At 63.8% G+C, this 24,766-nt stretch carries 29 protein-coding genes; 26 read left to right on the forward strand and 3 right to left on the reverse strand.

Translation table 11 applies throughout. The features are described 5' to 3' along the window. Positions 1 to 75: 75 nt before the first annotated feature. The 11 genes from ACTIGC_RS11550 to ACTIGC_RS11600 all read left to right on the forward strand — a co-directional run bounded on the left by ACTIGC_RS11550 (position 76) and on the right by ACTIGC_RS11600 (position 8,579). Positions 76 to 1,221: a GNAT family N-acetyltransferase gene (locus ACTIGC_RS11550; protein WP_439634549.1), complete on the forward strand. Its 1,146-nt coding sequence runs from the start codon at positions 76 to 78 to the stop codon at positions 1,219 to 1,221. After that, positions 1,218 to 1,775: a hypothetical protein gene (locus ACTIGC_RS11555; protein ID WP_439634550.1), complete on the forward strand. Its 558-nt coding sequence runs from the start codon at positions 1,218 to 1,220 to the stop codon at positions 1,773 to 1,775. Before ACTIGC_RS11550 ends, ACTIGC_RS11555 begins: the two co-directional genes overlap by 4 nt. Next, positions 1,765 to 2,196 (forward strand): HIT family protein, encoded by a 432-nt coding sequence (locus ACTIGC_RS11560; protein WP_439634551.1) that lies wholly within the window; start codon positions 1,765 to 1,767, stop codon positions 2,194 to 2,196. The genes ACTIGC_RS11555 and ACTIGC_RS11560 overlap by 11 nt, the downstream gene beginning before the upstream one ends. Positions 2,197 to 2,348: 152 nt before the next feature. Then, positions 2,349 to 2,783: an SET domain-containing protein gene (locus tag ACTIGC_RS11565; protein WP_439634552.1), complete on the forward strand. Its 435-nt coding sequence runs from the start codon at positions 2,349 to 2,351 to the stop codon at positions 2,781 to 2,783. 54 nt (positions 2,784 to 2,837) lie between these two features. Next, complete coding sequence (locus ACTIGC_RS11570; RefSeq protein ID WP_439634553.1) at positions 2,838 to 3,749, forward strand: histone deacetylase family protein; 912 nt, start codon at positions 2,838 to 2,840, stop codon at positions 3,747 to 3,749. A gap of 49 nt (positions 3,750 to 3,798) precedes the next feature. After that, positions 3,799 to 4,392, forward strand: a complete 594-nt coding sequence (locus ACTIGC_RS11575; RefSeq protein ID WP_439634554.1) for a histidine phosphatase family protein — start codon at positions 3,799 to 3,801, stop codon at positions 4,390 to 4,392. A 47-nt stretch (positions 4,393 to 4,439) separates the two neighbouring features. Next, positions 4,440 to 4,691, forward strand: a complete 252-nt coding sequence (locus ACTIGC_RS11580; protein WP_439634555.1) for an exodeoxyribonuclease VII small subunit — start codon at positions 4,440 to 4,442, stop codon at positions 4,689 to 4,691. Further along, on the forward strand, positions 4,691 to 5,059 hold the full coding sequence (locus ACTIGC_RS11585) for a tRNA-binding protein (RefSeq protein ID WP_439634556.1): 369 nt from the start codon (positions 4,691 to 4,693) through the stop codon (positions 5,057 to 5,059). Before ACTIGC_RS11580 ends, ACTIGC_RS11585 begins: the two co-directional genes overlap by 1 nt. A 45-nt stretch (positions 5,060 to 5,104) precedes the next feature. Continuing rightward, positions 5,105 to 5,995, forward strand: coding sequence for a polyprenyl synthetase family protein (locus tag ACTIGC_RS11590; RefSeq protein WP_439634557.1), 891 nt, complete (start codon positions 5,105 to 5,107; stop codon positions 5,993 to 5,995). A 56-nt stretch (positions 5,996 to 6,051) separates the two neighbouring features. Then, positions 6,052 to 7,956 (forward strand): 1-deoxy-D-xylulose-5-phosphate synthase, encoded by a 1,905-nt coding sequence (gene dxs / locus ACTIGC_RS11595; RefSeq protein WP_439634558.1) that lies wholly within the window; start codon positions 6,052 to 6,054, stop codon positions 7,954 to 7,956. A 35-nt stretch (positions 7,957 to 7,991) separates the two neighbouring features. Then, complete coding sequence (locus ACTIGC_RS11600) at positions 7,992 to 8,579, forward strand: cupin domain-containing protein (protein ID WP_439634559.1); 588 nt, start codon at positions 7,992 to 7,994, stop codon at positions 8,577 to 8,579. Positions 8,580 to 8,820: 241 nt separating this feature from the next. On the opposite strand, the gene ACTIGC_RS11605 is transcribed toward ACTIGC_RS11600, so the two are convergent. After that, positions 8,821 to 9,030, reverse strand: a complete 210-nt coding sequence (locus ACTIGC_RS11605; RefSeq protein WP_127566583.1) for a cold-shock protein — start codon at positions 9,028 to 9,030, stop codon at positions 8,821 to 8,823. A 233-nt stretch (positions 9,031 to 9,263) separates the two neighbouring features. On the opposite strand from ACTIGC_RS11605, the gene ACTIGC_RS11610 reads away from it, so the two are divergent. The 8 genes from ACTIGC_RS11610 to mnhG all read left to right on the forward strand — a co-directional run bounded on the left by ACTIGC_RS11610 (position 9,264) and on the right by mnhG (position 15,800). Then, positions 9,264 to 9,995, forward strand: coding sequence for a TlyA family RNA methyltransferase (locus ACTIGC_RS11610; protein WP_439634560.1), 732 nt, complete (start codon positions 9,264 to 9,266; stop codon positions 9,993 to 9,995). 109 nt (positions 9,996 to 10,104) lie between these two features. Then, positions 10,105 to 12,417 (forward strand): hydrogen gas-evolving membrane-bound hydrogenase subunit E, encoded by a 2,313-nt coding sequence (gene mbhE / locus ACTIGC_RS11615; RefSeq protein ID WP_439634561.1) that lies wholly within the window; start codon positions 10,105 to 10,107, stop codon positions 12,415 to 12,417. Positions 12,418 to 12,421: 4 nt separating this feature from the next. Further along, entirely contained in the window at positions 12,422 to 12,856 is a 435-nt protein-coding gene (locus ACTIGC_RS11620) for an MnhB domain-containing protein (protein WP_439634562.1), read from the forward strand. Continuing rightward, positions 12,853 to 13,251, forward strand: a complete 399-nt coding sequence (locus tag ACTIGC_RS11625) for an NADH-quinone oxidoreductase subunit K (protein WP_439634563.1) — start codon at positions 12,853 to 12,855, stop codon at positions 13,249 to 13,251. Before ACTIGC_RS11620 ends, ACTIGC_RS11625 begins: the two co-directional genes overlap by 4 nt. Continuing rightward, on the forward strand, positions 13,248 to 14,741 hold the full coding sequence (locus ACTIGC_RS11630) for a proton-conducting transporter transmembrane domain-containing protein (protein WP_439634564.1): 1,494 nt from the start codon (positions 13,248 to 13,250) through the stop codon (positions 14,739 to 14,741). Before ACTIGC_RS11625 ends, ACTIGC_RS11630 begins: the two co-directional genes overlap by 4 nt. Beyond that, positions 14,738 to 15,082 (forward strand): Na+/H+ antiporter subunit E, encoded by a 345-nt coding sequence (locus ACTIGC_RS11635; protein WP_439634565.1) that lies wholly within the window; start codon positions 14,738 to 14,740, stop codon positions 15,080 to 15,082. Before ACTIGC_RS11630 ends, ACTIGC_RS11635 begins: the two co-directional genes overlap by 4 nt. A gap of 5 nt (positions 15,083 to 15,087) precedes the next feature. Beyond that, the gene (locus tag ACTIGC_RS11640; RefSeq protein WP_127566595.1) at positions 15,088 to 15,360 is read left to right on the forward strand and encodes a monovalent cation/H+ antiporter complex subunit F; all 273 of its coding nucleotides are present in this window, start codon (positions 15,088 to 15,090) and stop codon (positions 15,358 to 15,360) included. Beyond that, positions 15,357 to 15,800, forward strand: a complete 444-nt coding sequence (mnhG, locus tag ACTIGC_RS11645; RefSeq protein ID WP_439634566.1) for a monovalent cation/H(+) antiporter subunit G — start codon at positions 15,357 to 15,359, stop codon at positions 15,798 to 15,800. The genes ACTIGC_RS11640 and mnhG overlap by 4 nt, the downstream gene beginning before the upstream one ends. A gap of 237 nt (positions 15,801 to 16,037) precedes the next feature. On the opposite strand, the gene ACTIGC_RS11650 is transcribed toward mnhG, so the two are convergent. Further along, positions 16,038 to 16,709, reverse strand: a complete 672-nt coding sequence (locus ACTIGC_RS11650; protein WP_439634567.1) for a hypothetical protein — start codon at positions 16,707 to 16,709, stop codon at positions 16,038 to 16,040. A 135-nt stretch (positions 16,710 to 16,844) separates the two neighbouring features. Then, positions 16,845 to 18,230, reverse strand: coding sequence for a hypothetical protein (locus ACTIGC_RS11655; protein WP_439634568.1), 1,386 nt, complete (start codon positions 18,228 to 18,230; stop codon positions 16,845 to 16,847). A gap of 163 nt (positions 18,231 to 18,393) precedes the next feature. Between ACTIGC_RS11655 and ACTIGC_RS11660 the strand changes: the two genes are divergently transcribed. From ACTIGC_RS11660 to yajC, 7 genes are all read left to right on the forward strand, one after another. Next, the gene (locus tag ACTIGC_RS11660; RefSeq protein WP_439634569.1) at positions 18,394 to 19,707 is read left to right on the forward strand and encodes a class I SAM-dependent RNA methyltransferase; all 1,314 of its coding nucleotides are present in this window, start codon (positions 18,394 to 18,396) and stop codon (positions 19,705 to 19,707) included. A 272-nt stretch (positions 19,708 to 19,979) separates the two neighbouring features. Beyond that, positions 19,980 to 21,257, forward strand: a complete 1,278-nt coding sequence (serS, locus tag ACTIGC_RS11665; RefSeq protein ID WP_439634570.1) for a serine--tRNA ligase — start codon at positions 19,980 to 19,982, stop codon at positions 21,255 to 21,257. After that, entirely contained in the window at positions 21,254 to 22,069 is an 816-nt protein-coding gene (gene surE, locus ACTIGC_RS11670) for a 5'/3'-nucleotidase SurE (protein ID WP_439634571.1), read from the forward strand. Before serS ends, surE begins: the two co-directional genes overlap by 4 nt. 8 nt (positions 22,070 to 22,077) lie before the next feature. Then, entirely contained in the window at positions 22,078 to 22,722 is a 645-nt protein-coding gene (locus tag ACTIGC_RS11675) for a protein-L-isoaspartate(D-aspartate) O-methyltransferase (protein ID WP_439634572.1), read from the forward strand. A 93-nt stretch (positions 22,723 to 22,815) separates the two neighbouring features. Continuing rightward, positions 22,816 to 23,244: a DUF6491 family protein gene (locus tag ACTIGC_RS11680; protein ID WP_439634573.1), complete on the forward strand. Its 429-nt coding sequence runs from the start codon at positions 22,816 to 22,818 to the stop codon at positions 23,242 to 23,244. A gap of 88 nt (positions 23,245 to 23,332) precedes the next feature. Continuing rightward, positions 23,333 to 24,286 (forward strand): LysM peptidoglycan-binding domain-containing protein, encoded by a 954-nt coding sequence (locus ACTIGC_RS11685; protein WP_439634574.1) that lies wholly within the window; start codon positions 23,333 to 23,335, stop codon positions 24,284 to 24,286. Between the two features lie 94 nt (positions 24,287 to 24,380). After that, positions 24,381 to 24,764, forward strand: coding sequence for a preprotein translocase subunit YajC (gene yajC, locus ACTIGC_RS11690; protein WP_127566615.1), 384 nt, complete (start codon positions 24,381 to 24,383; stop codon positions 24,762 to 24,764). Positions 24,765 to 24,766 lie beyond the last annotated feature (2 nt).

Raw genomic sequence — 24,766 nt, forward strand, 5'->3', positions numbered from 1 at the left:
TGTTGCGTTGCCGCTCTATATGAGCGCGAGAGACAAGCCCGTTCGCTCACCTACTGCAAGTATTGAGACGCATGAATGTCTGAAATCAGCGTGCGCATGATCGAAGGGCTGGCGGAGACCACACCACAGGCGTGGGACGCCATTGCCAACCCGGCGGGTGCGCCGTTCGATCCGTTCCTGAGCTGGGACTTTCTTGAAGCGCTGGAGCAATCGGGCTGCGTCAGCGAGGAGGCGGGCTGGATACCGCGCCATCTGATCGCTGAAGACGGCGCGGGCGGAATTGTTGGCGTGTTGCCGCTCTACGTGAAAACCCACTCCTATGGCGAATACGTGTTTGACCATGCCTGGGCCGACGCGCTGCACCGGGCAGGGGGCGAATACTATCCCAAACTCGTCACGGCCGTGCCGTTTACGCCCGTGACCGGACGGCGCGTACTGGCGGCGGATGAAGGCATCCGCCGGGCGCTAGCCGCATCCGCCAAATCCGTCGCCGGGCAATGGAATGCTTCGGGATGGCATGTGCTGTTTCCTGATGCCTCGGAGCGCGAGGCGCTGGCCGCATCGGGCCTTTGCGAACGCCTCGACATCCAGTTCATCTGGGATAATCGCGGCTATGGCTCTTACGATGATTTTCTGGGTGATCTCGCCTCACGCAAGCGCAAGGCACTACGCAAGGAGCGCGAGGCCGCGCAGGCCGGGCTTGAGATCGTGGCGCTCACCGGCGCGGAGCTGACGCAAGAGCACTGGGATGTGTTCTTTGCCTGCTATCAGGACACCGGCGCGCGCAAATGGGGCACGCCCTATCTCAACCGCGAATTCTTCCAGCTCGTCCATGAGCGCATGGCGCAGCATGTCCTGATGGTGATGGCGCGCCGGGACGGGCAGTGGATTGCCTCCGCGCTGAACTTCATTGGCTCGGAGGCGCTCTACGGGCGCTATTGGGGCTGTCTGGAGGGCCAGGACAGCCTGCATTTCGAGCTCTGCTACCATCAGGCCATTGACTACGCGATTGCTCATGGCCTGAAACGCGTGGAGGCGGGCGCGCAGGGCCATCACAAGCTGGCGCGCGACTACCGCCCGCAGGCGGTCGGTTCCGCCCATTTCCTCACCCATCAGGGCCTTGCCAGCGCCATTGACCGCTATCTGAGCCGTGAGCGGCAGGCGGTGCTCTCAGAAATCGCTTCTCTCGACGCGGATTCGCCCTTTAAATCGGGGGTATGAGCTTTGTCCGGCTTGCCAATCCCCTGAGCTTCAACGCTGCGACCGCAATGGTCGCAGCGCTCAACGGGCAGGGAATTTACGCCTTCATGGGCAATGAGCACCTCGCGCAGATGAACCCTGCCTATCATTTCGCGCTGGGAGGCTTCCCAATTTACGTCGCTGAGGCTGACCTGCAGACTGCACGCGAATATCTGGATCTGATCGATCGAGGGTGGGCGGAAAGGAAAACGTTTGAGCAAAGGGGTGATGATGAGGCGCGTGACGACATGCCTGACTGCCCTGTCTGCGGAGGCGAAAGCCACCCCCGGACCAACTGGCTGCTCACAATTCTGACGAATTTTGCTGTGACGCTGACGGGGTTTCCGGTGCCGTCAAAACGTCGCCAATGTGTTGATTGCGGCCAAGTCTGGCGGCCGGGTGGGCGCGAGCCTTTTTCACCCGAGGAGCTGGGTTATGATCCGGACGGTCCCGTGGAGGGAGATTTTCTGTCGAGGATCCGCTCCATCGGGTACGAGCACATGCAAGACAAGCAGGAGACCCGCCATGAGCCTTGATGGCCGTTATGACGACCAGAATATTTTCGCGAAAATCCTGCGCGGGGAGGCTCCGTGTGTGAAGGTTCGAGAGGATGAGCACACGCTGACCATCATGGACGCGTTCCCGCAGGCGCCGGGCCATGTGCTGGTGATCCCGAAAGAGCCCGCGCGCAATCTGTTCGAGCTGTCCGAGGAAGCGGCGGAAAAATCCATTCTCGCGGTCAAGGCCGTTGCCGCTGCCGTACGGCGCGGGCTGGAGCCGGATGGCGTGTTCGTGGCCCAGTTCAACGGCGCGCCCGCCGGGCAGACCGTATTCCACATTCATTTCCACATCATCCCGCGCGTGGAAGGCGAGGAGATTGCCGGACATGGCAAGGCGGGTATGGCCGATCCGGCGGAGCTGGAACAACTTGCGGAAAAAATACGCGCCGCGCTCTGAATTGGGGTCTGCCCCGAAAATCCCGCTTGATTTTTTCCTTATTCGCGCATCATAGGCGCTGGAGCGTCGCACTCTGCACGGGGCATTGAATCGCCCCTTGCCCCTTTACCCGCCCGCGTCGACGCACGGGCGCGTTCTGGCGTTCTTGCACCATGTTACTCATCGACACCTTTGTCGGTCCCAGTGCCATTGAAGGCGTTGGGGTTTTTGCGGCTGAACCGATCCGCAAGGGACAGCTCATCTACCGCTTTGAGCCGGGTTTTGACCGGCTGATTGGCGAGGCTGAGCTGCCCAATCTTCCCGAAAGCATCCGCCGCTTTGTCGAGCGTTATACCTATCCGCACCCGAAAGAGGCCGGGATGCTGGTGCTGGACGCGGATAATGGCCGGCACATGAACCACTCGCTTCAGCCCAATACCGATTTCCGGGACTCGGTGTTCGGCTATGCGATCTGCGACATTGCGGCGGGTGAGGAAATCACCTGCAATTATGCCGAGTTCGAGCCCGGCTTCTACATGCTGCCCTCTATGGTTTCGGCCCACGCCGCCGCCCCGAAGGCGGTCAATGGCAGCGGCGCGCATCTTTAAGCCCGGGTGGCAATTTGCTTGTGAACGGTGTGAGGTGATGGCAGACACGTGCCCATGCGCACGATTGCCATCACTTCTGCCACCGGCTTTGACCACGTAACGCCGGACGGCCATCCCGAACGCGTGGCGCGGCTTGAGACCGTTTCCCGCGCCCTTGCGCCGCTGTCACCGCGCGAAGCCTCGCCCGCGACGCGCGAGGCTTTGGCCCGCGTGCATGATGCAGTCCATATCGACCAGGTTTTCGCTGCCAGTCCCGCCGAGGGTCATGTCTCGCTGGATGCCGACACCTGGATGAGCCCCGGCTCGCTGGATGCAGCGCTGCATGCGTGCGGCGCGGTGATTGAAGGTGTCGACGCGGTGCTGGACGGGGAGGCCGAGGCGGTGTTCGTCGGCTGCCGCCCGCCCGGCCACCATGCTGAGCCTGATCGGGCGATGGGCTTTTGCCTGTTCAACCAGATTGCCGTCGGGGCGCTGCACGCGCTGGAGGTGAGGGGGCTTTCCCGCGTCGCAATCATCGATATCGATGTGCATCACGGCAATGGCACCCAGGCCACAGCCGAGCGCGAACCGCGCCTGTTTTTCGCCTCCGTCCATCAGGGCTGGATCTATCCCGGCACCGGCGCAGCCCATGAGACCGGCCGTCACGGCAATATCGCCAACCGGCCCCTGCCCGCAGGCGCAACCGGCGAGACCTGGCATCCCGCGCTGGACGAGCTGATCGAGGCGGTGCGCGCCTTCCAGCCTGACCTGCTGCTGGTCTCTGCCGGATTTGATGCGCACAAGGATGATCCCCTTGCAGGGCTGGCTCTGGACCAGGGCGATTTCGCCCGTGCAGGCACCGCTCTGGCGCGGCTTGCACAGGAAAGCGCGCACTCCCGGCTTGTCTGCGTGCTTGAGGGCGGATACGACTGCCCGGCGCTTGAACGGTCGGTTGCGGCTTTTATTGGCGCGCTGCAGGCGGCCTGACGGGGACCAGCGCTTGTCAGTCCTTGTTGATCTATCTCCGAAAAGCACCATGAAACAGACCGTTGCCACGCGCCTGCCCGGCTCCATCATCATTGCCCGCCACGGTGAACCCGATGCGGACCGCCGCATGGTGCTGGACTGGCGCGGCTATGAGAAATGGTGGGCCGATTATGACCTTGCGGGTCTGAAAAACGGGCAGAGCGCGCCGAAGGCATTGTGCGAGGCCGCTGGAAAGGCCCATTCGGTCTATGCCTCCACCCTGATCCGCGCGATTGAAACCGCGCAGGCTTGCGTCGGCGCGCAAGAGATCACGCAGAACTCGGTCTTTATTGAAGCGCCGCTGCCGCCTCCACCCATTCCGGGCCGGTTCAAGGCGCGCACCTGGGGCGTCTATGCCCGCTGCACCTGGTGGCTCGGCATGGCGCGCGGCAAGGAAACCCGCGCGCAGGCCGAAACCCGCGCCGAGGAAGCCGCCGCCATCCTCATCGAGGCCGCCCAGCACGGCGATGTGGCCCTGTTTGCCCATGGCTGGTTCAACCGCATGCTGCGCCCGGTGCTCAAACGCCATGGCTATGTCTGCGTGCGCGATGGCGGGGATGATTACTGGTCCTGGCGGCGCTACGAGCTCAAAGGGCGCAGCTAGCGTTCTCGCCACTGGACGTGCGCCGCGGCGCTTGTCACTCTGGTAACATGACCGACTCGAACCCATCCGGTAACGCCAAACTCAGATTTGAAGCCGCGCTGAAAGAGCTGGAGGACATTGTCCAGCAGCTTGAGCGCGGGGATGTGGAGCTGGAGAAATCCATCGCCATGTATGAGCGCGGCGCTGCGCTGCGTGCCCATTGCGAGGCGCGGCTGAAAGATGCGCAGCTCAAAGTTGACAAGATCGTGCTGGGTGCGGACGGCAAGCCGGGGGCCGAGCCTGCGGGCCTTGACGGCTGATGCGCCGTCCTTCCGACCCGCCTGCCAGTGAAATCAGCCCGGACCATTTCTTCGCCGCCGATATCCGCCTAGGCACGGTCACGCGCGCCGAACCGTTCCCGGAGGCGCGAAAGCCAGCCTACAGGCTCTGGATCGATTTTGGTGAAGGCGTAGGCGAAAAGCGCTCATCCGCGCAGATAACAGCCCATTACAGACTGGAAGACCTGCCGGGACGGCGCGTGCTGGCGGTGGTCAATTTTCCGCCGCGCCAGATTGGCCCTGTGCGCTCTGAAGTGCTGGTGCTCGGCGTAACGGACAGCGCGGGAAATGTGGTCTTGCTGGAAGTGCCGGAGCACGCGGATGTGGCCAACGGCGCTGGTGTCAGCTAGACCGGCTGCGTACCAACCCCTTTTGCCCGGAGCGCACCGCCCGTCATGGCCAGTTTTCAGGCCCAGTTGGAAGAATCCGCTGATCGCGTGACCGTGGCGCTCGACGCGCTGCTGGCGCGCGCTGACGGGCCTGAGGCGCGCCTGGCCTCGGCCATGCGCTATGCGGCCCTGGGGCCTGGCAAGCGCATCCGGCCCTTCCTTACCCTCGCCGCCGGGCGCATGCTCGGCGCGGATGAGCGCGGGCTGTTGCGCGCGGGCTGCGCAATCGAGTGCATTCACGCTTATTCGCTGATCCACGATGATCTGCCGTCCATGGACAATGATGATGTTCGCCGGGGCCGGCCCACCGTGCACATCGCCTATGATGAGGCGACGGCGATCCTGGCCGGTGATGCGCTGCAATCGGCGGCCTTCGAGATCATGGCCGGCGCCGACACCCATCCCCATCCGACTGTCCGTCTGGCGCTGGTCGAAGGGCTGGCCAAGGCCTCCGGCGCGCGCGGCATGGCTGGCGGGCAGATGATCGACATGCTCTCGCCCCAGCGCGTAGGCGATGATATTGGCGTGCTGACGCGCCTGCACCGGATGAAGACCGGCGCGCTTATCAGCTTTTCGGTGGAGGCTGGTGCAGTGCTGGCGGAGGCGGGCAGCGATGCGCGCCACGCGCTTGAAGGTTACGCCCATGATCTCGGGTTAATCTACCAGATCGTCGATGACCTTCTGGACGCCGAAGGCCTGCCAAGCATTGCCGGCAAGGCGGTCAATAAGGATGCCCGTCAGGGAAAAACCACATTTGTCACGATTCTGGGGGTGGACGGCGCGCGCGAACGGGCGCGTCATCTCGCCGCTCAGGCCAAGGAATACCTCGCACTCTTCGGCAGTTCTGCCAATATCCTCAAGGACTGCGTGGACTTCGTTCTTGAGCGGCGTTCCTGACCGCCACAAACATTGCCACGGGAACCGGCAGATGCCGGACTGACGCTGGAGCCATCATGCCCGAGACGCCCAATCTGGACCGCATCGCCTCTCCGAAGGACCTAAAGGGCCTCGACCTTGCCACCCTGCGCGCGGTTGCAGACGAGCTGAGGACCGAGACGATTGATGCGGTGTCGGTAACAGGCGGGCATCTGGGCGCGGGGCTCGGCGTGGTGGAGCTGACTGTAGCGTTGCATCACGTGTTCGACACACCCGATGACGTGCTGATCTGGGATGTCGGCCATCAGTGCTACCCCCACAAGATCCTCACCGGGCGGCGCGATCGTATCCGCACGCTGCGCCAGGGCGGGGGGCTTTCCGGCTTCACCAAGCGCTCCGAGAGTGAATACGACCCGTTCGGCGCAGCCCACGCCTCAACCTCCATCTCCGCCGCGCTCGGCTTTTCTGTTGCCAGCGATCTCAAGGGCGAGAAGCGCCATGTCGTGGCGGTGATCGGGGATGGCTCCATGTCGGCCGGCATGGCCTATGAGGCGATGAACAATGCCGGGGCGCTGGACAAGAATCTCATCGTCATCCTGAATGATAACGATATGTCGATCGCTCCGCCCGTGGGCGCGATGAGCCATTACTTTGCGCGCCTTGTATCTTCCAAGGGCTATCGCTCCCTGCGCAGGATCGGCAAGGGCCTCGCCAAGGTGATCGGCGTTGAGGAAGCTGCGCGCCGCGCCGAGGAATATATGCGCGGCATGGCGGTTGGCGGCACCATGTTCGAGGAGATGGGCTTTCGCTATGTCGGCCCGATTGATGGCCATGACGTGGCCCAGCTCGTCGCGGTGCTGAAGAATGTACGCGACGGGCAGGACGGCCCGGTCCTGATCCACGCCGTAACCCATAAAGGCCATGGCTATGCGCCTGCCGAGGCCGCTGCCGACAAGTATCACGGCGTTGCCAAGTTCAATGTCATCACTGGCGAACAGGCCAAGTCCAAGCCCGCCGCGCCCAGCTATACCGGCGTCTTCGCCGACGCGCTGATCCGCGAGGCAGAGGCCGATCCGTCAATCGTCGCCATCACGGCCGCCATGCCGGGCGGGACGGGTCTGGACAAGTTCGCCGCCCGCTTCCCGGAGCGCTGCTTTGATGTCGGTATCGCTGAGCAGCATGCCGTCACCTTCGCGGCGGGGCTCGCAGCAGCGGGCATGAAGCCGTTTGCCGCGCTCTACTCCACCTTCCTGCAGCGTGCCTATGACAGCGTGGTCCACGATGTCGCCATCCAGAACTTGCCGGTGCGCTTTGCCATCGACCGGGCAGGGCTGGTCGGCGCGGACGGCTCCACCCATGCGGGCAGCTTTGACGTCGGTTATCTCGGCATGTTGCCGGGCATGGTCATTATGGCCGCAGCCGACGAGGCCGAGCTGGCACGCATGGTGAAAACCGCCACGCTGATTGATGATGGCCCCAGCGCCTTCCGCTATCCGCGCGGCGAGGGCATTGGCGTGGAAATTCCCGCCAACCCTGAAGCGCTGGAAATCGGCAAGGGCCGCATCGTGCGCGAGGGCAGCGCGGTGGCGATCCTTTCGCTGGGCACGCGGCTTGCGGAATCCCTCAAAGCCGCAGACCAGCTGGCCGCCCATGGCCTGTCCGCCACGGTCGCCGATGCCCGCTTTGCCAAGCCGCTTGATGAGGATCTGATCCTGCGCCTGGCCCGCGAACATGAAGTCCTGATCACCATCGAGGAAGGCTCGCGCGGCGGATTCGGCGCGTTTGTGCTGCACCTGCTGGCGGAGAAAGGCGTGCTCGACCGGGGCCTCAAAATCCGCACCATGACGCTCCCGGACGTGTTCCAGGAGCATGATAGCCCGGTGAAGCAGTATGACGAGGCGCGCCTGAATGCCCGCCACATCACCGCGACCGTGCTCGATGCGCTGGGGCGATCCGAAGAGGCGGCAAAAGCGCTGGCGTGATAGGAGGGGGCGGTTCCATTTCGAGGATTCGCCCCATGCCCTTCGCCAAACCCTCCCGTTCCATCCCGGAGGTTTCCGGCACGTCCTATCCTCCGCCGCATGATGAGCCGGTAAAGCACCGCGCATGGCGCGCGCTGGGCGATGCGTTCGGGCTGACGCAGTTTGGTGTCAATCTGGTGCGGCTGGAGCCGGGGGTATGGTCCTCCCAGCGCCACTGGCATGCGAAGGAGGACGAGTTCGTCTACGTGCTCTCCGGCCATCCCACGCTTGTCACCGATGCGGGCGAGGAGCGCCTGTCGCCCGGCGATTGCGCAGGCTTCCCAGCCGGCGTGAAGGACGGTCACCATCTTAAGAACGATACAGGTGAAATGGTGGAGTTTCTGGTCGTCGGCAGCCGTATTCCCGAAGATCACGGGGAGTATTCCGATATCGACATGGTCTTCCTGCCCGGCAGGGGTGGCTATACCCGGAAGGACGGGCGGCCGTTCGGCCTCTCGGGCCGCTTTACGGCCCGCAAGCGCGACCGCGCGCCCGAGCCTATGCGAGGAGCGAAGCCCGGATGGGCTGAGCATCAAAATAAAAGGTCTGGGTTCCGGGTCTGCGCTGCGCTTCGCCCGGAATGACGAAAAATGGGGCCGCGCTTGACCGCATTTTGGCCCTTCTATTCGTCGTTCCCGCGCAGGCGGGAACCCAGAGCCGCCCGGCACTGTCTTCGCTTTATGATCTCTGGATCCCCGCCTGCGCGGGGATGACGAAGCGGGAGAGTTACAGCCAAAGAAAAACCCCTCCTGCCCGTCGGCAGGAGGGGTTTTCCCGGTCAACGCCTGCGCAGCAAGCTGCGCGGTCGTGATCTCAATCTGTCAATCAGGCCGATTGCAGGTTGGTCGCGGAGAATTTGCCGCTCTTGGCGTCGCGCGCTTCCTCGTAGGAAATGCGCTGGCCTTCGTTGAGGGCGGCCATGCCCGCACGTTCAACAGCCGTAGCGTGGACGAATACGTCCTTGCTGCCATCATCCGGTTGGATGAAGCCGTAGCCTTTGGTGGTGTTGAACCATTTTACAGTTCCCGTAGCCATGGGAGTATTCCTTGTAACAAGACAAAACAAAGCGGCCTGTCGCACAGGCGCGCCAGCGGTATCGAAGAGAGGTAGAGGGAAGGGGGCGCCAAAAAAACGGAAGCGCAAAACCTGATCGTCGGCCAAATCTCGATAGGGCTTTATAGCCCACCTTGCCCGTGAACGCAAAGCAATTCCGCTGTTCAATGAATATCAAGTCACCGATAGTGGAGTTTTCATTGAAAGATAGTTCTTTGAAATCTGGCAGAGCAGATCTCCAGCTGGTCGCGCTTGGCCATTTTGAAACGCGCGCGCGTGCTCAGGCGGCCATCAGGGCAGGGCGGGTGCGGGTGAATGGCGAGGTGCTGACCAAACCGTCGCAGACCATCCCACCCGGCGCTGAGATCGAGGCAGAGGCCGAACACCCTTTCGTAAGCCGCGCCGCGCTCAAGCTGGTCGCGGCTCTCGATGCATTTGCGGTCAGTCCGCAGGGACGCGTCTGTCTTGATGTGGGCAGTTCCACCGGCGGCTTTAGCGAACTTCTGCTGCAGCGCGGCGCAGCGCAGGTTTATGCGGTCGATGTTGGCCGGGACCAGCTTCATCCGTCCTTGCGTGGCCGTCCCCGCCTGACGAGCCTGGAAGGAACCGATGCGCGCAGCCTGTCACCGGCACTGATACAGGAATCACCCTCGCTGATTGTCTGCGACGCGAGCTTTATCGGTCTTGCCAAACTGCTCGGTGTGCCCCTCTCGCTGGCAGCAGCTGACGCGGATTTGATCGCCTTGTTCAAGCCACAGTTCGAGGTTGGCCGGGCCCATATCGGCAAGGGCGGTATCGTTAGCGATGAGTCGGCCGTGCAGACAGCGCTGCAGGCCTTTCAGGACTGGCTGCAAGGGCAGGGCTGGCCCGTGCAGGCTGTCACGCCCAGCCCGATTTCCGGCAGTGATGGCAACCGCGAAATCCTCGTCCATGCGAGGCGCTCATAAAGCCCCACATGGCGCATGGTTCTTACAATTATCATTGACGCTGCATCGCAGTATTTGCTTAACACACCCCTCCTGTCTCGACTGTTTACCCCCAATTGCCGGAGGCCCGATGTCGCCTGTCTGGTTTGTGATCATAGCGGGCGTGAGCGCGCTCATCGCCGCTCCTGTTACGCGCGCTGCCGGGCGTTTTGCCGGGCCGCTGCTGGCACTGGTGCCGGCTTTCCTGTTCGTTTCGCTGCTGATGCAACTGCCTGACCTGCCGGCAGGTACGGCCATTCTCCAGACGATTGACTGGGTGCCCGCTTACGGCGTTTCGCTGGGCTTCCGGCTGGACGGCTTCTCGCTGCTCTTCTCGCTTCTGATCACCGGCATCGGCACGCTGGTGGTGATCTATGCGGGCAGCTATTTCAGCGATGACGCGAAGGACCGGGGCCGTTTCCTGGGCTTTATCCTGCTGTTCATGACCGCGATGCTCGGCACGGTGCTGGCCGATGACCTCATCATGCTGTTCATCTTCTGGGAGATGACCAGCCTGGTCTCCTTCTTCCTGATCGGCTTCAAGCATGAAGACGCCAAGGCGCGCAAAGCCGCGCTCCAGTCGCTGGTCGTTACGGCGGGCGGCGGTCTGGCGCTGCTGGGCGGTATCATCATTCTGGGCCTGACGGCTGGCACGTTCTCGCTGACCGGGATCACGGCGCAGGCACCGCAGATTGCCAATTCGCCTGCCTTCCCGGCGATTATCGTTCTGGTGCTGATCGGCTGCTTCACCAAGTCGGCGCAATTCCCCTTCCATTTCTGGCTACCGAACGCCATGGCCGCGCCGACCCCGGCCAGCGCCTATCTGCACTCGGCCACCATGGTGAAGCTCGGCGTCTATCTGCTTGCCCGTTTTGATACCGGGTTTGGCGAGTACGTGATCTTCTACGGTCCGCTCATGGTATTTGGCGGTATCACCATGCTGATCTCGGCCTATGCCGTGATGCGCTCCACCGGCTTCAAGGCGGTGCTGGCCTGGTCGACCGTATGCTCGCTGGCAACGCTGGTCCTTCTGGTCGGTGTGCCGGGAGAGGCGGGCGTCAAGGCGATGATCGGCTTCCTGGTGGCCCACGCACTGTACAAGGCAGCCCTCTTTTTTGCCGCCGGGCAAGTCATTCACTCCACCCATCAGTATGAGCTGGCGCGTCTCGGGGGGCTTCGCTTCAAGCTGCCGATTACCGCGATTGCCAGCCTCCTGGCGGCGATCTCCATGGCGGGCGTGCCCTTCTTCCTCGGCTACAAGGCGAAAGACCTGTTCCTGACCGCGGCCTTCGAGGGCGGAAACTGGGGCATGTGGCTTACGCTGGTGGCGCTGGCGAGCTCCGCCGTGATGACGGCGGTGGCTGGTCTGGCTGCGCTTAAACCCTTCTTCCTTAAGCCGCCCTATGGCGAGGTGAAGCTCTATCACAACGAGTATTACGGCATGGCCCTGCCGCCGCTGGCGCTCGGCGTGCTGGGACTGTTCATCGGCGTCATGCCGGCTCTTGCGTGGAACAGCGTGCTGATCCCGGCGATGAGCGCGCTCTATGGCAACACGGTGGTGCTTGAAGTTCACGCGGCGCCCAGCCTGGGCCTCAAATTCCTCATCACCCTGGGGCTTCTGGCTTCTGGGGCGGCGCTGGTCTGGTTCTGGACGCGGCTCTATCGCGACCCCGATAACGTCAAGGCCAATGTGGTCTTTGCAGACCTTGGCTATGGCGCGGTCATGAGCTGGCTCGACCGGGCAGGGCAGGTAACAGCGCGCGCGCTGCAGACGCTGTCCTTGCGCACCTATATCGCGATTACGCTGGGCGTCTCCACGCTGGCTCTCCTGCTGTCGCTCACCGGCTTTGGCGGGGAGATGGTAACGGCTGCCGCCGCCGAACCCGTACGGCCCTACATGATCGTAGTATTGCTGCTGACCCTGATCGGCGCCGCCGTGGCCGCGTTTGCGCGCTCGGTACTCATTGCAATCCTGGGCGTGGGTATTGTCGGCTACACCATGGCGGTGGTGTTCCTGATGAATGGCGCGCCGGACGTGGCGTTTACGCAGTTCACCGTCGAGACGCTGTCCATCGTGATCCTGCTGGCCGTACTGCTACGCCTGTCTCTGGCGCCGGCCCCGCAAAAATCCCTGTTCAAGCGTCCTCTGGCGCTGGCGATTTCGCTGGGCTTTGGCATTGCCTGCGGCCTCGGCGTACTGGCGATGAGTGTGCTGCCCTTCGATCCGCGCCTGTCAGAATTCTTTGGCGAGGCCAGCTATGCCGAGGCGCAGGGCCGCAATGTCGTCAACGTCATCCTGGTTGACTTCCGCGCGCTCGACACGCTCGGCGAAGTGACCGTCGTGGCCTTTGCCACATTGTGCGTCTGGGCGCTGCTGCGCCGCCGCGTGAAGAAGGAGGGCTAGGACCATGCAGTCGGTCATTCTTAACGCGCTGGCGCGGATGTTCTTCGTCGCCATGCTGGTGTTCTCGGTCTTCATCCTGCTGCGCGGCCATGACGAGCCGGGCGGGGGCTTTATCGGCGGTCTGGCGGCGGCGTCTGCCTACACCATCGTGACCCTGGCCTTTGGCGCAGCCCGCGCCCAGCGCTGGCTGATCCTTCACCCGGTCGTGCTGATGGGGGTTGGTGTTTTCTGCGCGATCATTTCGGGCCTTCCGCCGCTGATCGGCGATTTGGGCGGCTTCCTCTACCATCTGTGGTGGGAAGGCCAGATCGGCTTTTTCCAGCTGAAGCTCGGCACCACACTGCTGTTCGATATCGGCGTCTATTTCGTCGTTATCGGCGGTGTGCTCTCCATCCTTTTCCGCATGTACGAGACCGGCGCCGAGGAGGCCAGCGAATGACGCTTCTCTACGCTATCGCCGTTGCTGCCATCATGGCGGCGGGCATATTCCTGATGCTGGACCGCAATGTGATCCGCATCGTGCTGGGCACGGCCCTTATCGCCACGGGTGTGAACCTGATCCTGTTCCTTGCCGGGCGGCTGGGAGCCACGGACCCGGCCATCATCCAGGCGGGCAGCTATGCGCTGGGGGAAAGCGCAGCAAACCCGTTGCCGCAAGCCCTCGTCCTGACCGCCATTGTGATCGGCTTTGCGTTGCTGGCGCTGGCCGCCATTGTCGCCTACGAGGCGACGCGCGCGCTCGGCACGGTCAATGCCGACGAGATGATTGCCGCGCGCGATCTCGGTGATCCGTTCAAGGGTGAAGATGCCAAGGGGAGCCCTGCACGCAAATGAGCGCTGATCTTCTGGTCATTCTTCCCATCGTGCTGCCGCTGACAATGGCGGGTTTCTGCACCGTTTTCTGGCTGCGTCCGGACTGGCAGCGCTGGGTCACGGTGTTCGGCATGGCCCTTCTTGCGGCCGCCGGTATCGGCCTGCTGCTGGCCGTGCAGGCAGAAGGCGTGCTGTCCACGCAGCCGGGTAACTGGGCTGCGCCGTTCGGCATTTCCATCGTGGCCGATCCGCTATCGGCTCTGGCTGTGGCGGCAGCAGGACTGGTGGCGTTTGCCGCCTCTGTCTACGCCTTCCGGGGTGTGGACCAGAATGCCCTGCATGGCGGCTTCTTCCCGCTCTTCTGCGGCCTGATGGTCGGCGTCAACGGCTCCTTCCTCACGGGCGACATCTTCAACCTCTATGTCTGGTTCGAGGTGCTGCTGGTCTGCGCGATCGGTCTCCTGGTCGTTCACCGCGAAGGCATCAACCTTGATGCAGCCGTGAAATACGCCGCGCTGAACCTGTTTGGCACCATACTGTTCCTGACGGGCGTAGCGTTCCTTTACGGCGCCACCGGAACGCTGAACTTTGCTGATCTGGCGCGTATCGTGCCTGAGATGGAGCCGTCAGCGGGCCTGACCTTCGCACTGGTGTTGTTCCTGCTCGCCTTCGGGGTGAAGGCCGCTGCCTTCCCGCTCTTCTTCTGGCTGCCGATCGCCTACCACACAGCCCCGCCGGTCGTGTCGGCGCTGTTTGGCGCGCTGCTCACCAAGGTGGGCATCTATTCGGCCATGCGCGTCTTCATGCTGCTGTTTGAGGGCACTACGGGGCTCGTCGGCGAGGTTGTCGTCTGGGTGGCGGCGATCACGATGGTGACGGGCGCCATAGCCGCCCTCATCCAGACCGATCTGCGCCGGATGCTCGCCTTCCTGATCGTGTCGGGCATGGGCTATCTGATGATGGGCCTCGCCCTGTCGACGCCGGAAGGGCTTGGCGCGGCGAGCTTCTACCTGATCCACGATATTCTGGTAAAAGGGGCGGTCTTCCTGCTCGCGGGCGTGATTGCCATTGCCGCCGGGTCGTCTGACCTGACGAAAATTGGCGGGCTCATCCGCACTCATCCCGTGCTGGCGGTAATCTTCCTCGGCGCCGGACTTTCGCTGGCCGGCCTGCCGCCTTTCTCCGGCTTCTGGGCCAAGGTTCTGGTGGCAGATGCAGCCTTTGACGGCGCAAAGCCCATCCTTGGCGGAATCGCGCTCGGCACCGGCCTTATCAGCCTGATGTGCGTGGTGAAAATCTGGATGGAAGCCTTCTGGAAGACCGCGCCCGAAGGCATGCGCGTCACGGCGCGCCTGCCGCTGGTGATGGTGGTTCCGGCGACCGCGCTGGTCCTCGTCAGCTTGGCCATCGGCCTTTATGCCGGTCCGCTTATGGAGCTGACGCAGGCTGCTGGCGAGGGCCTCGCTGATCCTTCGGCCTATATCGACGCCGTCATGGGAGCAGGTCAATGAACCCGTTTCGACTGATCATGAAGCTTGGGATATGGGCGCAGCTCGGCGTCATCTTCCTGATCGAGCTGTTCAAGTCCTCGTTTGCAGTGGCCTGGGCGGTGATCAATCCCTCCATCAGGTTTAATCCGGCCATTGTTGCTGTACCGCTGGACCTGAAAAGCGACATCCATATCGCCACGCTGGCCAATCTGGTTTCGCTCACGCCCGGCACGACCTCGCTGCATGTCTCAGAGGATCGTTCGACCCTTTACGTGCATGCGCTCGATTGCCCGGACAGGGAGGCGATCATTTCCGGGATCAAGACGACGTTTGAAAGCATTCTTCTCCGGTCGGAGGCATAACGGCCATGCTGGTTGATCTTTTCCCTTCCTACCTGCTGCTGGGTCTGGTTCTGGGCCTTCTGCTGACCGGCATACGTCTCGTCATCGGGCCGGGCGTGGCTGACCGCTTCGTCGCTCTGGACATGATGACGGTGCTGGCTATCGGCATCACGGCTCTGACCACGCTGGTGACCGGACGCAAGGAATTCCTCGATATCGGGCTTGGCCTCGCCGTCACCGGCTTCATCGCCACGGTGGCGCTGGCCGTGTTCCTGGAACGCAAGGAGAGGGATCAATGATCCGCGAGATTATCGGTGCCGTCCTGATGCTGGGCGGGATGTTCTTCCTGATCGTGGCCGCGATTGGCGTGTTCCGCCTGCCTGATCCCTTCCTGCGCCTGCATGCCTCCACCAAGGCGGGTACGCTGGGCGCGGGCCTGCTGGTGGCGGGTGTCGCCGTGTCCTACACGGAGGAAAATCTGGGCCTCACCGCCTTCGTCATCATCGTCTTCCTGCTGGCGACACTGCCTGTCGCCGGGCATCTTCTGGGGCGGGCGACCTATGTGTCGGGCGCGGACTTCGTGATGAAGGACGGCAATGACGGGCTGAAGGGCGTGCTGCCGCGCGCAGAAGCGTCGCTGGAGGCGCGCCTTGCCGGGCGCAGCGCCGACCCGGCTTTGCCGACACCGGAAAAGCAGAAGGAAAAGGCCGAAAAGGCCAAGGTCAAAACCGGGGAATAGAATAAGGGCGGCTCATCTGAGCCGCCCTTTTTTAGTTCTGCAACGCATCCGCGTTGCGATGTTCCGCGAAAAGTCGCGGGCGGGCGGTCGCCCTTTTCGGCGGCCTCTGGCCGCCGCAAGCCCGAACGGGCGTCCGAGACACCCTCACCCTGAGGAGCCGCCGCAGGCGGCGTCTCGAAGGGGCGAGGGGCGAGGCCCGGCCTGTCACCGCGCAGGCGGGGAATGCGTTGCGGACAACTAGTTCGACGGACGCCACACCCCGTCAGGCCCCTGGCAGACCCACTCATACCGGCCGGTGATCTGCACCTGGCGGCAATTCCGGTTTACCTGCTGGGCCGGATAGTGCGGCTGGGTGCCATGCGGCTGATAGCTGTAGGGGTCATAACCCGGACCGCCGGCCAGCTGGCTGTTATCCTGATAGCCGTAATTGTCGTAATACGGGTCATAGCCCTGCTGGCTGTAGCCATATTGCTGCTGGCCGTAATGGGGCTGCTGGTAGCCGACCTGTGGGCGCGGGCCACCCGGCAGATGGTCGCAATTACTGCCAACGCTGCCCATCGCACCGCCAGCCAGCGCGCCAAGGCCCGCACCGGCGATCACGGCGCCATCATTGGAACGGCGGTTGTACGGCTCGACATAGCCGCGGCCGCGATGACCGCGCCAGCCACGATTATTGTAGGCCTGGTTCTGATAGTGGCGGTCGCGCCGGGCCGATTCGTTGGAATTATGGATCTGCGCGCCAAGCACTGCGCCGAGAAGCCCGCCGACAACGGCGCCGGTGACCTGCTGATTGCGCTGCTGGGAGATGCACTCCGCGTAGGTCTGCTGCGCCTGCGCGGCAGGGGCGAGAGCCAGCGGGGCTGCGAGCGCTGCGGCAACGATGGCCGAACTTTTCAGAACATGTTTCATCGCAAGGGGCTCCTTTCGTGCCTGGTCCTTGAATATGGTCTTACCCTGCCAGATCGCGGATGAGCGCAACATGAACGAGAGCCGCCCCCCGGAGGTTCCCGGAGGGCGGTTCGCGCGTCGTCCCTGACGGGAAAGCTACTGAACCCGCGCAACCTGCCAGTAGCCGTACTGGTCCTGACACATGCGCACGCGGTCATAGGCGACCTCGCCGTTGGGCAGGAAGATCTCCGCATCGCCCCAGCGGCAGCGCTGATTGCTCCAGTTGTGATAGTCGCGGGCGTAGACGACACCACGCACGCCTGAATACGGGTTGTGCCAGTAATACGGATTGCCCGTGGAGAAGGCGTAGTGCGTGGCATAGTGGTATTGGCCACGGTCGCAATCGCTCAGGGCTGCGCCCAGCGTGCCGCCAATCAGGCCGCCAGCCAGCAGCGCGCCGGCATCACCGTCCGAGATCGCGGCACCGAGCAGGGCGCCAACCAGGGCACCAGCAGCGACACTGCCTCCACTCGGGCGGCACAGGCCGTCCGTGTAGTAGAAATTGTGGCGGGCATAGCTGGAATGCCAGCGCGGATGATAGGTCCAGCCCGAATAGTGGATATGATGGTGGACGATCCGTACCGGCGGCGTCCAGCGCACATTCCGGCGGCCATAGCGGTTCACATAATAATGATTGTGATAGACCACGGGTGCGCGAACGGCATTCGAGCGTGAATAGCGCACATTATAGTGCTGGTGGCGATAGTTCGGCCGGGCGTGGTGTTGCGGACGGTTTTGCCACTGGCCCTGCTGCGGGCGCCCTTGCGGACGGCCTTGATATTGTTGCTGTTGCGGGCGGTTCTGCCACTGGCCCTGTGGGCGCTGCTGCTGCTGCGCCTGCCTGCGGTCCTGCCAGTCGCGGCGGTCAGGCCGGCTTTGAGGTTGCTGCTGCGCCTGCCTGCGGTCCTGCCAGTCACGGCGGTCGGGCCGGCCCTGTTGGCTCTGCGTCTGTTCGCGGCGCTGCTGGAACTGGGCGCGGCGGTCGCTATCGCCACGGTTCTGCCACTGGCGTTGCGGCTGGCTCTGCTGCGCGACAGCCTGCTGCGGGGCGATAGCGGGTTGGCCGCCCGGGCGTGAGGGTTGCCCCTGTTGTTGTGGGCGCTGTGTCGCCTCGTGCTGGCTCGTCCATTGCTGGCGCTGCGGGGCTTGCTGTTGTTGCGGGCGCTGCTGGGGCGCGCTCTGATGTGAGGGGCGTTGCTGCGGGGCAGACTGCTGGGATTGTTGGCGCCCCTGCCAGCCGCCTTCACGGCCTCCGCCACCACGCTGGCCGCGGCTTTCCTGTCCACCGCCACCGCGCTGGCCACGGCTTTCACTGCCGCCTCCGCGCCGGCCCTCACGGCCACCGCGTTCTTGCGTATCAAGGGCAAGGTCAACCGCATTGGCGGCTTCTGCGGACGGGATGAAAGGCAGTTCGCCGGGCGCAGCGAAGGCGGTCATCAGCGCTATTGCTGCCACCGATATGGTCAGTTTTCCGGTCGCCATCGGGCTTCCTCCTTGGTTTCAAGAGGCCACAATCGGGCAATTAACCAGACGGTAACAATGCCAAGCTGAGCCGGACATGAACAATGCCTTCAGGTTGGCTCAGCCGCGCGATTTACCGCGTGGCGCTTGACGATACAGCCCTTACAGGGGCAAACGCTCAGCCATGAAGCGCCGTTCCCGTTCATCTTCGCCCCAGAGGGCCGTGCCGGAGCGGACGCTGCGCGTGACCGCCCGTGCCATAGGCGCGCGCGGTGATTCCATCTGTCCTGATCCGGAAACCGGCGGATCGGTATTTGTACCCGGCCTTCTGCCCGAAGAGACCGCTGATATCGTGGCGCGCGGTGATCGCGGACGGATTCGCGAACGCCTTACCCACTCACATGAACGGATCGCCCCGGCCTGTTCCGTCGCCGAAAAGTGCGGCGGCTGCTCGCTGCAGCACTGGCAGGGCGATGCCTATCGCGCGTGGAAGCGTGATCTGGTCGCCGACGCGTTGGAGCGTGAAGGGCTGACGGCTGAGCTGTTGCCGCTTGTTGATGCGGGCGGCGCGGGCCGCCGCCGTGTGGCCCTGCATGCACGCAAGATGGGCACCCGCCTGCTGCTGGGGTTCACCGAGCGGGCAGGGCAGGCGATTGCCGACACCAATGACTGTCCGATAGCCGAGGCGCGTATCCGCAAATCCTTCCCGGCCTTGCGCGAACTGGCCATGGCCGTTCTGAACGCAAAATTCGACACCGCGACGATCTCCGTCACCGCAACTGATCCGGGCCTGGACGTGCATGTGGCGCGAAAAGGGCCGGTCACGCTTGATGACCGGCTGACGGGCGGGGAGCTGCTGGCGCGCGAGGGCTGGGCGCGCCTGACCATTGGCAGTGAACTCATCGCGGAAGGCACGCCGCCCGTCGTGCGCTTTGGCACGGCGAAAGTGGCCCCACCGCCCGGCGGCTTCCTGCAGGCGACCGATGCGGGTGAGGCGGCGCTGGCCGCCATCGTGATGGACGCGCTCAAAACCGCCCTCAAGGCCGCGCCAAAAGAGGCCAGAGGCGTGATCGACCTTTATGCCGGTTCGGGTGCCTTCGCGCTGCGCATGGCCTCTCTGGCGCCTGTAAGGGCCGTGGAGGGGGAGGCCGCGCCGCTGGCCGCGCTGGACCATGCTGCGCGCCATACGCCGGGCCTGAAGCCTGTGAGCGTGCTGCAGCGCGATCTGGCGCTTGAGCCGCTCTCCATCCGCGAACTGACTGGCGCAGCGTTTGCCGTGGTTGATCCGCCGCGCGCGGGCGCAAAAGAGCAGATGGAGCTGCTCGCCGGATCCGGCATACCCGTCATTGTTTCGATCAGCTGCAATCCGGCGACGTTCGCGCGTGACGCGGCGATTCTGGTCCGCGCCGGATACCGTATGGGGCCGGTCACGCCGGTCGATCAGTTCGTCCACACCGCCCATGTGGAATGCGCCGCCGTGTTCACGAAGGGCGCGTAGCCCTTATATCCTCGTCATTCCGGAAACGCCGCAGGCGTTATCCGGAACCCAGTCGGCGGCCATTGGCCGCCGCAAGCGCGACTGCGCGCCCACGACTTTTCGCGGAACATCGCAACGCGGATGCGTTGCGGAACTAAAAAATTCTGGGTTCCGGCTTTCGCCGGAATGACGAAGGGTTGGGGGCTAGGCTCACCCCCACCGCCTAACCCCGGTGGACGTGCGCACCGGGCGGGGCTATCACGCGGGCCTAACTTTTCGGCGGGCCAAATCCCATGCACGACATACGTTTCATTCGCGAAAACCCGGACGTCTTCGACGCCGCCATGAAAAAGCGTGGGCGCGGGCCGGAGGCATCACGCCTGCTGGAGCTGGACACGGCGCGCCGCGAAGCAACCGCGCGCCTGCAGGAGATCGAGACGGAGCGCAACGCCAAGTCCAAGCTGATCGGGCAGGCCAAAGCCAAAGGCGATGACGCGCTGTTCAACCAGCTGCGCGCCGAGGTGGATGCGCTCAAAGGCGAGATGGAGACGGCCGATGCCGCCCAGAAGGCCGCTGATGAGGCGCTGCGCACTGAACTGGCTTCGCTGCCCAACATGCCGTTCGACGATGTGCCCGAAGGCGCGGACGAAAACGATAATGAGGAAGTGCGCGGCTGGGGCGAGCCGAGAGAGCTTGGCTTCGAGCCGAAGGACCATGTGGCCATCGGCGAGGGGCTGGGCGGGCTCGATTTCGAGGCGGCTGCCGCCATGTCGGGCGCGCGCTTTGCGGTGCTGAAAGGCCAGCTCGCCCGGCTGGAGCGCGCGCTAGCCGCCTTTATGCTGGACCTGCACACCATTGAGCACGGCTATTCGGAAACAAGCGTGCCGCTGCTGGTGCGAGATGAGGCGCTGTTCGGCACCGGACAACTGCCGAAGTTTGCCGAGGACCAGTTCCACACGACCGATGGCCGCTGGCTCATCCCCACCGCTGAAGTGTCGCTGACCAATCTGGTGCGCGACGCGATCCATCCTGAGAGCGCTTTCCCGATGCGGCTGACGGCGCATACGCCCTGTTTCCGCTCTGAGGCTGGTGCGGCGGGGCGTGATACGCGCGGGCTGATGCGCATGCACCAGTTCTACAAGGTGGAGCTGGTCTCCATCGTGAAGCCCGAAGAGAGCGAAGAAGAGCTGGAGCGGATGACGGGCTGCGCGGAGGCCGTCCTGCGCGCTCTGGAGCTGCCCTACCGGGTGATGCTGCTGTGTGCGGGCGATATGGGCTTTGGCGCGCGCAAGACCTACGATCTTGAGGTCTGGCTGCCGAGCCAGAACACCTATCGCGAGATTTCGTCCTGCTCGAACTGTGGTGATTTCCAGGCCCGCCGCATGGAAGCCCGCTTCAAGCGCGAGGGCGAGAAGAAGCCGGAATATCTCCACACGCTCAATGGCTCGGGCGTGGCCGTGGGCCGCGCTTTGCTGGCGGTGCTGGAAAACCATCAGAATGAAGACGGCTCGGTGACGATTCCGGCGGCGCTGCGCCCCTATATGGGCGGTATCGAGGTGCTGAAACCGTGAGCAAGCTTTTTACCGGCAGCAATCCGCGCATCCTCATCACCAATGATGATGGAATCCGCGCACCGGGCCTGAAGGTCCTGCGTGCTATTGCCGAATCCATCTCCAACGATGTGTGGGTGGTGGCGCCTGCCGAAGAACAGTCCGGCATGAGCCGGGCGCTGTCGCTGAATTCGCCCCTGCGCGCGCGCCGCGTGGCGGACAAGCGCTATGCGGTCACCGGCACACCGGCTGACTGCGTGCTTATGGCAATCAATGACATCATCGAAGGCAAAGAGCCTGATCTGGTACTGTCGGGCGTCAACCGCGGCCAGAACATCGCTGAGGACGTGACGGTTTCCGGCACGGTGGCCGGCGCGATGCAGGGCCGCCAGATGGGCATTCCCTCGATCGCCTTCTCGCAGGCCTATGGCTTTAGCGGGCGCGACACGATCAAATGGCAGACGGCCAGCGCCTTCGGCCCGGTCATCCTGAAAAAGCTGCTTGAAGAGCGCTGGTCGGAAAATGTCGTGATGAACGTCAACTTCCCGGACCGCGAGCCAGAGGATGTGGCCGAGATTGAGGTAACGGTGCAGGGCACGCGTGACCAGCATAATATCAAGACCGTGCGCCGCGAAGATCTGCGCGGGCAGGCCTATTACTGGATCGGGTTCGAGGGACGCCCTTCGACTCCGGCGGTCGGCACCGATCTGCGCGCCATCTACGAAGGCCGCATCTCGATCACACCGCTGCACCTTGATCTGACCCACCATGAGACGCGAGACCGGCTGGCCGATCATCTGGGCGGCCCGGTGGAAGCGCCGGTTGAAAGCTGAAGGCGGCCATGAGCGGGGGCTTTGACACGCGCGTTATCGAGCTGGTCATGGCGCTCCGCAATGCGGGCGTGAAGGACAAGGCCGTGCTATCGGCCATAGAACGCACACCGCGCGATCTGTTCGTGCCGGAGACCTTTGCTGACCACGCGTTTGAAAACCGTCCTTTGCCGATTGATTGCGGCCAGACCATTTCCCAGCCGCTGATCGTCGCGCTGATGACGCAGGCGCTGGAGGTTACCGACCGCTGCAAGGTTCTGGAGGTCGGCACAGGCTCCGGCTATCAGGCTGCCGTGCTGGCGCGCCTGTGCCGCCGGGTCTACACGATTGAGCGCTACCGTACCTTGTCGCTGGAGGCGGTGAAGCGCTTCGAGGCGCTGCGCCTGACCAATATCGTGACGCGCATCGGCGATGGCACCAAGGGCTGGCCCGAGCAGGCGCCCTTCGACCGCATCATCATCACGGCGGCTGCGCCCTCGCGCCCCGATGCCATTCTCGCCCAGCTGCGCGAAGGCGGCGTGTGCGTGGCGCCGGTGGATAATGGCCCGGTCCAGACCCTCTATCGCTACCGCCTGGAGGGCGGTGAAATCAGTGAGGAGGCGCTGCTGGATGTGCGCTTCGTGCCGCTGGTAGAGGGCGTCGCCCGCTCCCTGTAATCGGCAATTGTGAACGGACGCTAACTTGACCTCGCCGGGGGAGGGTTCATGCTTGCGCGAGGGACTGGATTGTCTTTTTTGGGAGATATCCGCATGAAACCACGTAATTTTGTCACCGGGATGGCCGCTGCGGCAGCGGCGCTCGGCATGGCGTCGGCCGTATCGGCTCAGGACATGTCGGAGGCCGCCGCAGAGCGGCTGGCCCAGTTTGAGCGCACCGGGGAGACCCGCACCTGCATCAACATCACCCAGCTTCGCTCGATACAGCCGCTGGATGACAGACATTTCCTGATCGAGATGCGTAATAGGGATACCTATCTCAACGTGGTCAGTGGCCGGTGCAGCCACGCCGCCACCTCCAACACCTATCTGCAATACTCCACCACCGGCACCCAGCTTTGCCGCGGCGAGATCGTCCATGTGATCGATAATGGGGGGCAGGGCATGCTTTCCGGCAGCTGCGGCCTTGGCGAGTTCGAGCGCCTGACCCCGGCCGGGGAAGGTGGCAGCGCAACGCGCTGACACCGTGCGTGTAGCTAACGCGTGATTAACGCTCCCGCGCCATGATGCCTGTCCGTACCCCCTATGGTACGGACAGGAATGGCGGTTGATGATAACGCAGGCGTTTCGTTGGGCGGCTTTGGCGGTGCTTTGCGCCGCCCTTGGCGCGTGCGCGTCCCGCCCCGAACCGATTCGCGGCGCATCTGCGCCGGCTTCTGGCGCTTCCAGCGAGCCTGCCAGCTGCGGCAGCCGCTATACCGTCCGGCGCGGTGACACGCTCAGCGGTATTGCTGATCGGTGCGGTGTGCGCTGGCTCGATCTCGCCGCCGAGAACAATATCTCCGCGCCCTACACCCTGCGTGACGGCCAGGTGCTGGTCATGCCGGGCGGCGCGCGTACCTACACGGTCCGGCGCGGCGACAATCTCTACCGCATCGCGGTCAGTCACGGCATGACCCAGCAGGAGCTGGCGGCGATCAATGGTATTGCCCCGCCCTATACGATCTATCCCGGTCAGGAATTGCAGCTGTCAGGTAATGCGCGGCCGGTGCAGACGGCGTCTGCCACGCCGGCGCCAGCACCGCGCCCGGCCCAGACATCAACCCAGCAACCCGCGCAACAGCCTTCCCAACAGCCCGCTCCGGCGCAGCAGCCTGCGCCCGCTCCCTCGCAGCCTGTCGCCGGGGCGCCCCAGTTCCGCTGGCCGCATGACGGGCAGGTAATCGCCAATTTCGGCTCCCAGCCCGGCGGGCGGCGCAATGATGGCATCAAGATCGCAGCCAGCGTTGGTGAGCCGGTGCGCGCGGCAGCGGCAGGCGAAGTGGTCTATGCGGGCAATGAGTTGCAGGGCTATGGCGAGCTTGTCCTGCTGCGCCATGGCGACTGGGTGACCGCCTATGCCCATAATTCGGTGCTGCGGGTCTCGGTGGGCCAGCAGGTGGAGGCCGGCGCGGTGATCGCCGAGGCCGGCTCTACCGGATCGGCAAACCGCGTACAGGTACATTTCGAGATCCGGCGTGGCGTGACCCCGGTCGATCCGCTGCAATACCTGCCCCGGCGCTAATAACTGAGCACAACAAGCCGATGCGAGTTGCGCCTGCGGCTCGCGTGGATATAGTCCCGCGCAAATTTCCCCTTGCATCCAAGGATACAACGCCATGCCCGCATTTCTCGACTCTGTGACGCTTGCTGCCGCCGGTGGTGGTGGCGGAATGGGTGCGCTGCTGATCCAGCTTTTCCCGTTCGTGCTGATCTTTGTGGTCTTCTACTTCCTGCTGATCCGCCCGCAGCAGCAGCGCGTGAAGAAGCATCGCGAAATGGTCGAGGCGCTGCGCCGCGGCGATGAAGTCGTCACGGCAGGCGGCCTGATCGGCAAGGTGACGCGTGTCGCCGATGGCGAACTGACCGTCGAACTGGCGCAGGGCGTGCGCGTGAAAGTGGTGCGCCACACCATTTCTGAAGTGCGCGCCCGCACCGAGCCGTCCCGTTCGCGCCGCGACGAAGACGATGCCGATGACAGCGATGAGGAACAGCGCGGCTAGCG

This window comes from Glycocaulis sp., assembly GCF_051859565.1.
Lineage (GTDB): Bacteria > Pseudomonadota > Alphaproteobacteria > Caulobacterales > Maricaulaceae > Glycocaulis.